General features: G+C 71.3%; 12 protein-coding genes. 5 read left to right on the plus strand and 7 right to left on the minus strand.

Going from position 1 to position 11,771, the window contains the following annotated elements; translation table 11 throughout:
- Positions 1-5 precede the first annotated feature (5 nt).
- From NWP09_RS01230 to NWP09_RS01255, 6 genes are read right to left on the minus strand one after another with little or no spacing between them, the layout of a single operon-like run.
- Positions 6-848, minus strand: a complete 843-nt coding sequence (locus tag NWP09_RS01230) for an energy-coupling factor ABC transporter ATP-binding protein (RefSeq protein ID WP_258273721.1) — start codon at positions 846-848, stop codon at positions 6-8.
- Positions 845-1,630, minus strand: a complete 786-nt coding sequence (locus tag NWP09_RS01235; protein ID WP_309137088.1) for an energy-coupling factor transporter transmembrane component T — start codon at positions 1,628-1,630, stop codon at positions 845-847. The genes NWP09_RS01230 and NWP09_RS01235 overlap by 4 nt, the downstream gene beginning before the upstream one ends.
- Positions 1,627-2,343, minus strand: a complete 717-nt coding sequence (locus NWP09_RS01240) for a hypothetical protein (RefSeq protein WP_258273722.1) — start codon at positions 2,341-2,343, stop codon at positions 1,627-1,629. Before NWP09_RS01240 ends, NWP09_RS01235 begins: the two co-directional genes overlap by 4 nt.
- A gap of 20 nt (positions 2,344-2,363) precedes the next feature.
- Entirely contained in the window at positions 2,364-3,338 is a 975-nt protein-coding gene (locus tag NWP09_RS01245) for a nucleoside hydrolase (protein ID WP_258273723.1), read from the minus strand.
- Entirely contained in the window at positions 3,335-4,273 is a 939-nt protein-coding gene (locus NWP09_RS01250) for a ribokinase (RefSeq protein WP_258273724.1), read from the minus strand. The genes NWP09_RS01245 and NWP09_RS01250 overlap by 4 nt, the downstream gene beginning before the upstream one ends.
- Positions 4,270-5,265 (minus strand): LacI family DNA-binding transcriptional regulator, encoded by a 996-nt coding sequence (locus NWP09_RS01255; RefSeq protein ID WP_258273725.1) that lies wholly within the window; start codon positions 5,263-5,265, stop codon positions 4,270-4,272. Before NWP09_RS01255 ends, NWP09_RS01250 begins: the two co-directional genes overlap by 4 nt.
- A 246-nt stretch (positions 5,266-5,511) precedes the next feature.
- Between NWP09_RS01255 and NWP09_RS01260 the strand changes: the two genes are divergently transcribed.
- From NWP09_RS01260 to NWP09_RS01280, 5 genes are all read left to right on the plus strand, one after another.
- Positions 5,512-6,888, plus strand: coding sequence for a dihydroorotase family protein (locus NWP09_RS01260; protein ID WP_258273726.1), 1,377 nt, complete (start codon positions 5,512-5,514; stop codon positions 6,886-6,888).
- Positions 6,889-6,890: 2 nt separating this feature from the next.
- The gene (locus NWP09_RS01265; protein WP_258273727.1) at positions 6,891-7,706 is read left to right on the plus strand and encodes an IclR family transcriptional regulator; all 816 of its coding nucleotides are present in this window, start codon (positions 6,891-6,893) and stop codon (positions 7,704-7,706) included.
- Positions 7,703-8,968 carry a M20 family metallo-hydrolase gene (locus NWP09_RS01270; protein ID WP_258273728.1) on the plus strand — a complete coding sequence of 422 codons (1,266 nt, stop codon included), beginning with the start codon at positions 7,703-7,705 and terminating at the stop codon, positions 8,966-8,968. Before NWP09_RS01265 ends, NWP09_RS01270 begins: the two co-directional genes overlap by 4 nt.
- A gap of 46 nt (positions 8,969-9,014) precedes the next feature.
- Complete coding sequence (locus tag NWP09_RS01275; RefSeq protein WP_258273729.1) at positions 9,015-10,337, plus strand: MFS transporter; 1,323 nt, start codon at positions 9,015-9,017, stop codon at positions 10,335-10,337.
- A 122-nt stretch (positions 10,338-10,459) separates the two neighbouring features.
- Positions 10,460-10,660: a hypothetical protein gene (locus NWP09_RS01280; RefSeq protein WP_258273730.1), complete on the plus strand. Its 201-nt coding sequence runs from the start codon at positions 10,460-10,462 to the stop codon at positions 10,658-10,660.
- Positions 10,661-10,670: 10 nt separating this feature from the next.
- On the opposite strand, the gene fgd is transcribed toward NWP09_RS01280, so the two are convergent.
- Positions 10,671-11,666 carry a glucose-6-phosphate dehydrogenase (coenzyme-F420) gene (gene fgd, locus NWP09_RS01285; protein WP_258273731.1) on the minus strand — a complete coding sequence of 332 codons (996 nt, stop codon included), beginning with the start codon at positions 11,664-11,666 and terminating at the stop codon, positions 10,671-10,673.
- Between the last annotated feature and the right edge of the window lie 105 nt (positions 11,667-11,771).

Consider the following 11,771-nt stretch of genomic DNA (forward strand, 5'->3'; position numbering starts at 1 on the left):
CGTCGTCACCTCACCATCCGCGGCTCGAGCTGGCCGACCAGCTCGTCGGTCGTGAGCGGCGACACCTCGAAGCGGATGCCTACCTGCTCGAGCTGGCGCGCGATCGTCAGCGCTTGCGGCAGCCGAGTGCCGATGGCGGCCGTCCGCGGGTTCGCGAAGATCTCGCGAGGGGTGCCGACGTCGACGATGCGGCCGGCGTCCATGAGCACGACGCGGTCAGAGAAGGCTGCGACGTGCTCCATCTTGTGCTCGACGAGCACGATCGTGCGGCCCTGTCCTTTCATGCGCTCGATGAGCTCGAACACGTCGTCGGTCGACTGGGGGTCGAGCTGCGACGTCGGCTCGTCGATGACGAGGATGTCCTGCGCCATGACCAGGATCGAGGAGAGGGCGACGCGCTGCTGCTGGCCGCCGGAGAGCTGGAAGGGGTTGCGGTCGACCAGATCCTGCAGCCGGGCGAGCTGCACCATCTCGTCGACACGGGCGATGATCTCGTCACGCGGCAGCCCGAGGTTGCCGAGCCCGAATGCGAGCTCGTCGTAGACGGTGCGGGCCGTACCCGACATCTGGGTGAAGGGGTTCTGGAAGACGAACCCGATCTCCTTCGCGAGCTCGCCGATCTCCTCGTCGGCGATGTCGCGGCCGTTGATGAGCACGCGACCCGCGAACTCGCCCTTGAAGAACTTCGGCGCGAAGCCGCGTATGGCGTTGCAGAGCGTCGTCTTGCCCGAGCCGTTGGCTCCGATGATCGACACGAACTCACCGGGCCGGATGTCGAGGTCGATCCCCTGAAGCACCTTCGCCTCTTCGGCGCCCTCGTATGCGAACGAGACGTTCTCAAGCGTCACAGCACCCACTGGAGCACTCCTCCCACGACCACCAGGACCGCAATCACGATGAGGGCCTTGCGCAGCGCACGCTCGCCCGCGGGGTCGTCGAGCGACTCGAGCGACGTGCGGGGGCCGCGAATGGAGAAGCCGCGCGACTCGAGGGTGAGCGCTTTCTCCTCGACGCTCACGATCGAAGTGAGGATGAGCGGGCCGATGGTCGGGATGAACGCCCTCGCGCGCACCCAGACGTCTGCATCCGTCTCGATGCCGCGGGAGCGCTGAGCGTCCATGATCACGGTCATGCGCTTGCGCATCTCGGGGATGATGTTGACGGTCGCGAGGATGACGTAGGTGACGCGCGGGTTGACGCCGCGCTGCTCGAGCGCGAGCACGAGGCGGTGCACGTCGAGGATGACCGTGAGCAGCAGCACCGCGGAGCCGATGCCGGCGACTCGGCCGGCGAAGCCGATGCCCTTGTCGAGGCCCTCCTGCGTCGCGCGGAGCGGGCCGAGCTCGGCGACGACCGTCTCGCCCGGGATGAAGAAGGTCTGCAGCACCAGGATGATGAGGCAGAGCACGAGGATGGTCTTCCACCAGACACGGAAGAACGCCGCGGCGCGGCCCGCCGCGGCGGCCAGCACGAAGCTGACCACCGCGACGGCGACGCCGACCGGCCACTCGAACAGCAGGGCCGCGAGCGCCAGCAGCCCGACGATGCCGAGCTGCGTCAAGGGGTGAAGCCGGGCGAGCCGGCTGCCGGCGGCTGCCGGAGCCTCAGGCGCCATGGTGACGGACGTCATCGGGACTCGGTGGACGCGTCCGTCGTCGTCGGACCCGAGGCGACCGCCGGCTCTCCCGAGCGAGCGGCGGCGGCGGCGTCGGCACCCTTGCCGGCGCGGAGCTTCGCGGCGCGGCGGGCATCGACGAACACGCGCCCGTTCGAGAACTTGAGCAGGTAGCGCTCGGACATCGCCCGGATGACGAAGACCACGACGAGCACGGTGAGCGTCTTGTCGGGCAGCTCGAGCAGGAACGACGAGACCATCTGCGCGAGCCAGAACGGCGAGCCGGCCGCGATCATGGCCGCAGCGATCACCGACGAGACGTGGCTCGAGAAGCCGCCGAAGACGATGTAGCGGATCGCGACGACCGCGAGCACCGAGGCGAGCACGACGATGAGGATCGAGACGATGATCTTCCACCAGCGGGTGAACATGCCGCGGCGGGCCATGATCCCGACGACCGCGCCCATGAAGGCGGCGAGCATCGTCCACGGCAGCGAGGTGGGGTCGGTCGCCGAGACGACGAGCAGGCTCAGCGCACCGGTGACGGCACCGACCCACGGGCCCGCGAGCATTGCCACGAGGAACGTGCCGATCGAGTCGAGGTAGAGCGGCAGCTTGAGCGCCAGCGCGAGCGAGCCGCCGACGAAGTTGAGGGCGACGGCCATGGGGATCAGCAGGATCGCCATGAGGGTGAAGTCCTTCTTGATGGACTCGATGAATCGTGACATTTGGGTTGTCCTCTCGGGGGTCAGGGCCGGTACTCGACGTCGAGCACGGCGGTGATGTCTTCTGTCTCGGTGGGGAAGAGGGTGGTGAGCAGCAGCTGCATGAAGCGTCGGGTCTCGACGTTGTCGGTCGCGACGGCGGCGTTCGGCCGGCGGTCGCGATAGCGGCTGGTGCGGGCGACGACGGATCGGCCTTCGCAGAGGCCCTCGTCGCAGACTTCGATGTGGGCAGGGACGGTCTCGACCAGGGTGGGGTCGATGAGCATCGCGACGGCGAGCACGTCGCACAGCTCGGCGCCGACGACGCGGCGCCTGCGCCAATAGAAGTCGGCGTAGGAGCGCGTCATGTCGTAGATGAGGCGCGCCTGCGGGTGGTCGATCTGGTAGAGCAGCTCGCGCACGCCCGGGCTCATGAAGGCCCGACCGGTCGCGTCGAGGCCGACCATGGTGACGTTCGGGAAGCCGGCGGCCATCACGATGCGCGCCGCGTGCGGGTCGTGCCAGAAGTTGAACTCGGCCGAGGGCGTGATGTTGCCGGTGCCCTCGGCGCCGCCCATGAGCATGACGCCGGCGACCTTGTCGACGATCGTCGGGTCGAGCTCGAGCGCGCGGGCGATGTTGGTCAGCGGGCCGATCGGCACGAGCGTGATCTCGCCCGGGTGCGCGTTGATGGTCTCGACGATGAACGCCGCAGCCTCGCCCTCGCGCACCGGCGTCGTGGCCTCGGGCAGCGTGACGCCGCCGAGGCCGTCGCTGCCGTGGGCGGTCGAGGACCGGCCGGCGGCGTGGTGCAGCGGGGTGTCGGCGCCGCGCACCACCGGCACGTCGGAGCGGCCGGTGAGCTCGAGCACGGCGAGCGCGTTGCGCGTGGTGTGCTCGATGCCGACGTTGCCGCCGATCGTCGTGAGGCCGACGACCTCGAGTGAGGGATGCTGCAGCGCGAGTAGGAGCGCGATGGCGTCGTCGACCCCGGGGTCGGTGTCGATCAGGATCTTCATGCGGCGTCCTCTCGGGCCGGGCCCACGCCGAAGACCTCGGCGAGCTGGGCGGGGGTGGGGCTGCCGGCCTGGGCGCCGACGTGCAGGCAGGCGTGCGCGCCGGCGGCGCTCGCCCAGCGGGCCGCCGTCTCGAGCGGGTGCCCGTCGAGCAGGAACGCGGCGAGCGCCCCGACGTAGGTGTCGCCGGCGCCGGTGGAGTCCACGGCGTCGATCGGATGCGCTGCCACGCGGTGCGTGTCGGTGGCGGTCGCGAGCGCGGCGCCCTGGGCGCCGAGGGTGACGATCACGCTGAGGCGGCGCTGCGCCGCGAGCTGCGCGGCCACCGCGGCCGGATCGCCGCCCTCCTCGCCGCCCGCGACGACGGCGAGCTCGAACTCGTTCACGACGAGCACGTCGACGTAGGGCAGCAACGCGTCGATGCGCGCGGCGGGGGCGGCGTTGACGATCGTGAGCGCGCCGCGCTCGCGCGCGATCTCGAGCGCGCGGGCGTTCGCGGCGGCGGGGATCTCGTGCTGGAGCAGCAGCACGTCGCCGGCCCGGAGCTCTTCGAGGCCGGATGCGGCGAAGTCGGCGTCGACCGCGGCGTTGGCGCCGCCGATGACGATGATGGCGTTCTGCCCGTCGTCGGTGCGGACCACGAGCGCCTGACCGGTGGGCGTGTGCTCGGCGACCTCGAGGCGGTCGGTGTTGACGCCCCGCTCAGCGAGGTTCTCGCGCATCGCGGCGCCGGCCGCGTCGTCGCCGACCAGGGCGACCATGGTGGTCGGCGCCCCCATGGCGGCGGCCGCGACGGCCTGGTTGGCGCCCTTGCCGCCGGGCGAGCGCTCGATCGTGCTGCCCTGCACCGTCTCGCCCAGCGCCGGGTAGACGGGGGTGGAGATCATGATGTCCTCGTTGACGCTGCCGACGACGAAGATGCGCGCCGGCCGGGTCATGCGTCGCCGCCCGTCGACTCGCGCACGACGAGCTCGCCGGCGAAGCGGTGCACCGGTCGGCTCTCGGCGGGCTGCGCCTCGCCCTGCATGAGGCGCACGAGGTGCGTGACGGCCTCGCGGGCGATCTCGGAGATCGGCTGCCGATAGGTCGTCAGGCTCGGCGACACGTACTCGCCGACCTCCACGCCGTCGAAGCCGGCGATGAGCAGGTCGCCGCCGATCGCGGCGCCGCGCTGCTTGGCGGCGACGATCGCACCGATGGCCATCATGTCGTTCGCAGCGAAGATGACGCCCACCGACGCATCCGCCAGCCACTCGGCCGCGAGCTCGTGCCCGCTGGCCTCGGTGAAGTCGCCGTGCACGATGGTGACGTCGACCGCGCGGCCGGCGGCTCGGGCGGCGTCGATCGCCTCGACCATGCCCGCGAGGCGATCCTCGGTGACGTCGAGGCCCTCGGGGCCGGCGATGTGGAGGAGCCGGAGCGGCCTGGCCGCGGCGCGCTCGAGGAGGTGCGCCGTCACGGTGCGCGCCCCGTCGGCGTTCGCGATCTGGAAGAGCGGGATGGTGGCGCTCGCGGGAGCGCGGTCGAATGCGACGACCGGCACGGCGATGCTGCCGCTGAGCGCGGCGTCGTCGTCGTCGCGGCCCCGCCCGACGAGCACGAGCCCGTCGACGGCCCGCGTGCGAGCGAGCGTCTCGGCGGTCGGCAGCGGGTCGGGGCTGAGGGAGATGGAGACGGTCAGGCCGTGCTCGGCGGCCACTTCGACGACCTGCTCGATGAGGCGGGGGAAGAACGGGTTCTGCAGGCCGGGGAGCACCACGCCGATGGTGTTCGTGCGCGCCGCGCGCAGGTTGCGGGCGACCTGCGAGGGATGGAAGTCGAGCTCGTGCATCGCCTTGCGCACCTGGGCGGTGAGCTCGGCCGAGACGCTGGGCTTGCCGTTGAGCACGCGGGAGACCGTGGGCACAGAGACGCCTGCGCGCTCTGCCACGTCTCGCATCGTTGCGTTCGACACCCTTGCCTCCGAGAAATCGTTATCTCGTCTGGACAGTACATCGGGATATCGATTTCACAAAATTGCGCGTCGGTGCGGGGCCATCGTGCCGATGCCCGGAGCGCGACAGGGCGCAGAGGCGGCTCCTCGCCATGCCACGGGCGTGCTCGAGGCTTCCCTCATGATTCTCGATCTGCGGGAACGCGGTTGGAGTCCGCCGCCGAGCCGTCACACACTGCAGGGATGAGCACAGCAGCTGACCTCGTCGTGTCGGGGCGCGTCCGGCAGGCAGATGGCGCCTACGCGCCCGGTTCCGTCTGGATCGCGGGGGGGCGGATCGGCGCCGTCACGGCGGGCGCGCCGACGCCGGCCGAGCTGCAGGGCGCGAAGCACGTCGACGTGGGCGAGGCGTTCGTGCTGCCCGGTGCGATCGACGCGCACGTGCACTCCTACTCCCACGACGGTGAGGGCATCGAGACCGCTACCCGCTCGGCCGCGGCCGGCGGCGTGACCACGATCGTCGAGATGCCCTTCGATGTCACCGGCCCCGTCAAGGACGCCGACCGGGTGCTCGCGAAGCGCGACATCGTCGCCCGCGAGGCGGTCACCGACGTGGCGCTGCTCGGCACGCTGTGGCCCGGCGGCGGCTGGCGGCAGACGGAGGCGATGGCCGAGGCCGGCGTCGTCGGCTTCAAGGTCTCGCTGTACCACACCGACACGAACCGCTTCCCGCGCGTCGACGACGCCGAGCTCCTCGACGTCATGGCGGCGACGACCGCCGTCGGCCGCACCCTCTGCGTACACGCTGAGAACAACGAGATCGTGCAGCACCTCCAGCGGGTCGAGCAGGGCTCGAACCCCTACGACCCGCTCACCCACGTGCGCACCCGCCCGCCGGTGTCGGAGTCGCTCGGCGTGCTCACCGCGATGGAGATCGCCCGCGACCGCGGCACGAAGCTGCACCTGTGCCACATGTCGATCCCGCGCGCGGCGAAGCTGGCCCGCTGGTGGAACGAGGACGGTGCCGACATCTCGCTCGAGACCTGCCCGCACTACCTCACGTTCACCGCCGACGACATGCACGAGCACGGCGCGAGGCTGAAGATCAACCCGCCGCTGCGCAGCGCCGAGCACCGCGACGGGCTCTGGGCGAAGATCGCCGCCGGCATGGTCGACGTCATCTCCTCCGACCACGCGCCCTGGCCGCTGGCCAAGAAGGAGCACCAGCACATCCTCGAGAACGCCTCCGGCACCCCCGGCGTCGAGACGCTCGTCGCGGTCACGCTCGGGGGCGCGCTGCAGCGCGACCCCGACCCCGCGGGCCTCTTCGACCAGGCGGTCGCGGGCCTCACGTCGGGCCCCGCCGAGCGCTTCGGCCTGGGAGCCCGGAAGGGTCGCATCGCCGAGGGCTACGATGCCGATCTGATGGTCTTCCGACCCGACGCGACGCACGCCGTCGACGAGGCGGCGCTGCACTCCAACGCGGGCTGGAGCCCCTACGCGGGCCTGCGCACCGGCGGCTACGTCGAGGCGACGTTCCTCCGCGGCAAGCAGATCTGGAGCTCGGCGACGGGCGAGCTCGGCGCGCCCGGCAACGGCCAGCTGGTCACCCGGGACTGATCGTGGACACGACGCTGGGGCGCATCCTCTCGTCCGGGGCGGAGGGGTCGTCGATCCTCGCCCGCGGGCTGGGACTGCTGCACCTGGTGTCGACCTCGAGCGGCGCGAGCGTGCGCGAGCTCGCCGAAGGGACGGGCATCCCGCTCGCCACGACCTACCGCCTCGTGGCGCAGCTGCGCGACGCGGGCTTCGTCGTCGAGTACGACGGGCGCATCCACGCCGGCTCCGCGATGGCGCAGCCGCGAGACGAGGAGCGGCAGCACCTCGTCGACTTCGCCCGCCCCGCGCTCGCCGGCGCCGTCCGCTCGACCGGCCTCACCGCGGTGCTCACAGTGCGCGTACACACGCTCGCGCTCTGCCTCGACGTCCTCACCCTCAGCCGCGGCCCCTCCGCGGTCTACAAGGTCGGGCAGACGCGCGCGCTGCACGCCGGCGCGAGCGCCACGCCGCTGCTCGCGTTCGCCTCGCAGGCCGTCATCGACAACGCGCTCGCCACGAACCTCCGCCGCTACACCTCGACCACGCCCACGGCGGAGGCGCTGCGCGACAAGCTCGCCGAGATCCGCACGCGCGGCTACGACGTCACGCACGGCGAGCTGCAGCCCGGGTGGACGGCGGTCGGCCTGCCACTGCTGCAGCGCGGCGAGGCCTACTGCTGCCTCTCGCTCGTCGGCCAGTCGTCGAGCATCCCGGACCCCGCCGCCGTCGTCGCCGTGCTCCGCGACGCCGCCGTGCTGATCGACCGCAACCTCCCGGAGACGGGCGCCATCCGCCTCTGGAACCCCAGCGACCCCACAGAACCCGGAGACCGCACGTGAGCGCACGCATCCTCACCCCCGACGCCGACGCGATCGAGGCCTCCATCGCGCAGCTCGCCGGCATCGTCGACGACAGCGAGGAGGGCTGGACGCGGCAGGTCTTCTCCGACCCGTACAAGCTCTCGCGCGAGTCGGTGGCCGAGCGGATGCGCGAGGCCGGCCTCGAGGTGCACGTCGATGGTGGCGGCAACATCGTGGGCCGTCTCGCCGGCACCCGCGGCGGCGAACTGAAGCCCCTCATGACCGGCTCGCACACCGACACGGTGCGCGCGGGCGGCCGCTTCGACGGCATCGTGGGCGTACTCGGCGCGATCGAGGCGGTCGCGGCCATGCGCCGCGCGGGCGTGCAGCTGCAGCGCGACCTCTACGTCGTCGACTTCCTCGGCGAGGAGCCGAACGAGTTCGGCGTCTCGTGCGTCGGCTCCCGCTCCGTCGCCGGCGTCCTGCTGCCCGAGCACCTCGACATGCGCGGCACGAGCGGCGCGACCCTGGGCGGCACGATGGAGCGGTTCGGCCTCGACCCGCAGCGCGCGCTCGCGAACGCCTGGCAGCCCGGCGCTCTGCACGCCTACATCGAGCTGCACATCGAGCAGGGCCCGATGCTCGAGCGCTCCGGCGACCAGATCGGCGTCGTGACCGCGATCGCGGGCATCGACCGGCTCATGGCCACCTTCACCGGCCGGCAGGACCACGCGGGCGCCACACCCATGGACGCGCGGATGGATGCGCTCACCGCGGCCGCGTCCGCCGTCCTCACGATCGAGCGCGAGGGCTGCGGCGCGCCCGTCCACGGGGTCGCCACCACAGGCCGCATCGAGGCGTACCCGGGCTCGTTCAACATCGTGCCCTCGGAGGCGCGCCTGTGGGCAGAGCTGCGCTCGACCGACTCGGAGTGGCTGAGCGGCGTCAAGGGCCGGCTCGCGAAGGAGATCGGCGAGGAGGCGGAGCGCCGCGGCGTCGGCCTCATGATCGAGTGGCTCACCGACCAGGATGCCGTGCCCACCTCGCCTGCGATCCGCGACATCATCGCGCGCAGCGCCGACAGGCTCGGCTACTCCTGGAAGCCCGTGCCCTCCGGCGCCGGGCATGACGCCGCGCACCTCGCGCACCTCGGCCCCATGGCCATGATCTTCATCCCCTCCGTCGGCGGTCGCAGCCACGCCCCCGAGGAGTTCACCCCGACGGACGACATCGTGCGCGGTGTCGACGTCCTCATCGACGTGCTCACCGAGCTCGATCGCGCTGAGGCGCTGCTCGCCTGAGCCGAACCAACCCATCCCAACTCCGAACGCAAGGGTCACCATGTCCATGACTGCTTCCGCGACGCCGCCCAATGTCGGGCGCTCGAAGGAGAAGGATCCGCTCCGCAAGGTCGTCGTCGCCGCAGCCGCCGGCAACGCCCTCGAGTGGTTCGACTTCTCCAGCTACGCCTTCTTCGCCGCCTACATCAGCGCGAACTTCTTCATGCAGGGCGACGCCGGCTCGGGGATGATCGCGACGTTCCTCGTCTTCGCCGTCGGCTTCATCGCCCGCCCGCTCGGCGCGATCGTGCTCGGCTCGTACGGCGACACGCACGGCCGCAAGGCGACGCTCATGCTGACGGTGTCGCTCATGGCGGTCGGCACGTTCATCATCGGCTTCGCCCCGCCGATCTGGGCAATCGGCATCGGCGCGCCCATCCTCCTGACGATCGGCCGGCTCTTCCAGGGCTTCTCCGCCGGCGGTGAGATCGGCGGCGCGACGTCCTACCTGGTCGAGAAGGCGCCGCCGGAGCGCCGGGCTGGCCTCACCGGCTGGCTGCAGGGCTCCATGGGCATCGCGAATGCGATGTCGGCGCTGCTCGGCGTCATCATCACCGCCTCGTTCCCCGAGAGCGAGATCGTCGAGTGGGCCTGGCGCATCCCGTTCGTCGTCGGCCTGCTGATCGTGCCGGTCGCCATCTACATCCGGAAGCAGCTGGATGAGACCGAGGAGTTCCTCCAGATGAAGGAGGAGATCGGCAGCGCGAAGCAGTCGCCGATCCGCGACCTGCTGCGCTCCTACCCGAAGCACCTCGTCGTGGCGGCGCTCATGGCGATCCTGTGGCAGGTCAGCGTCTACGCGCTCGTGATCTACTCGACCGTCTACTACGCATCGGGTGCGGCAGGCCTGGGGTTCACCTCGAACGAGGCGTTCTGGGCTTCGCTCGCCGGCAACCTCGTGATGATCTTCGCGTGCGTCTACGCGGGCCGCCTCGCCGACCGGTTCGGAACCCGCCGCACGCTGCGCTGGTCGATCTGGACGCTCATCGCCGTCCCCGTGCCGGCACTCGCGCTGCTGCACGCCGTGCCGGAGATGCCGATGCTCATCGCCGTGCACATCGTGCTGTGCGTCGCGGTCTCGGGCTTCGCGGGCATCATCCCCTCGGCGCTCGCGCGGGTCTTCCCGCCCGAGGTGCGGTCGACCGGCACCAGCTTCTCCTACAACATCGCCGCGATCTTCTTCGCCGGCTTCACCCCGGCCCTGATGACGTGGGCGATCGGGTTCACGCCGCTCGCGACGGGCATCTACGTCGCGCTCGCGGGCCTCGTGGCCCTCGCGACCATGCCCGTCTTCCTGCGCATGATCGCGAGCAGGGAGTCGGTCGACTGACCCGTGTCGCGGTCGGGAGCGCCCGCTCGCGGCAGCGGTGCCCCGTGGCCGACCGGCTCCTCCCCGGCCGCCGCGGGGCATCCGCCGCTTCCGGGGCACCGGCGCGCGGGTAGCCTCGCCACATGGACGCGAGCGACGGCACGATCACCCCGGTGGAGCTCTCGCGCGAGCTCGGGATGGACCGCAAGGGCAAGCAGATCCGTGGCTTCCTGCGCAACCCGACCGACGGGGGCGGGCCGTTCGAGGGCCACGAGATCGGCACCGAGTGGCACCTGACCCCGGAGCAGGCCGAACGCATCCGCAAGCACTTCCGCCGCGGCTGACCCCGGCCGCTCAGGCCCTCGGCGGCAGCAGCGGCAGCACGTCCTCCGCGAACTGCGACAGGAACCGGCGCTGGTCGTGGCCCGGCCCGTGGAAGACCAGGTGGCGGAACCCGAGGTCGACGTACTGCTGGATCGTCGCGGCCGTCTCCTCGGCGTCGGAGGAGACGATCCAGCGCTTCGCGACCTGCTCGATCGGCAGCTCGTCGGCCAGCCGCTGCATCTCGGCCGGGTCGTGGATGTTCTGCTTCTGGTCGGGGGTGAGCGACAGCGCCGCCCAGAACCGCGTGCTCTCGAGCGCCTGCTCGAGGTCGCGGTCGTACGAGACCTTGATCTCGATCATCCGGTCGACGTCCGCGTCGTCCCGGCTGCCGAGCTCGATGCCCTCCTCGAGGCTCGGCACGATCGTCTCGCGGTAGTAGGCGTCGCCCTTGCCGGAGGTGCAGATGTGGCCGTCCGCGACGCGGCCGGCGTACTTCGTCGTCGCGGGGCCGCCTCCGGCGACGTAGACGGGGATGCGCTCGGCCGGCCGGTCATAGATCGTCGCCCCGTGCAGTGAGTAGTACTCGCCCTCGAACTCGACGCGCTCGCCGTCCCACAGCGCGCGCATGAGCCGCACCGCCTCGCGCAGGCGCGCGAACCGCTCCTTGAGCTCGGGGTAGGCGACGCCGATCGCCTGCTCGTTGAGCGCCTCGCCCGTGCCGACGCCGAGGATGAAGCGCCCCGGGTGCACCTGGCCGAGCGTGCCGAACGCCTGGGCGATGACGGCCGGGTGGTAGCGCAGCGTCGGGGTCAGGACGCTCGTGCCCAGGACGATGCGCTCGGTGCGCTCCGCCGCCATGCCGAGCCACGTGAGCGCGTTGGGCGCGTGGCCGCCCTCGTGGCGCCAGGGCTGCAGGTGATCGGAGATGAACGCCGAGTCGAAGCCGTGCCGCTCCGCCTCCGCGACCAGCTCGAGCAGCTCTGCCGGCGCGAACTGCTCCGCGCTCGCCTTGTATCCGTACCGCATGGGGCCTCCTCGATCGGGTTCTGTAACGCCGACGAAATGCCGTCGACATCGACCGCTGCAAGGCTTAGCATGTCACCTACCGAACCTATGGTCCAATGAGTGAAC

Source organism: Agrococcus sp. HG114, from assembly GCF_024723325.1.
Taxonomy (GTDB): Bacteria; Actinomycetota; Actinomycetes; order Actinomycetales; family Microbacteriaceae; genus Agrococcus.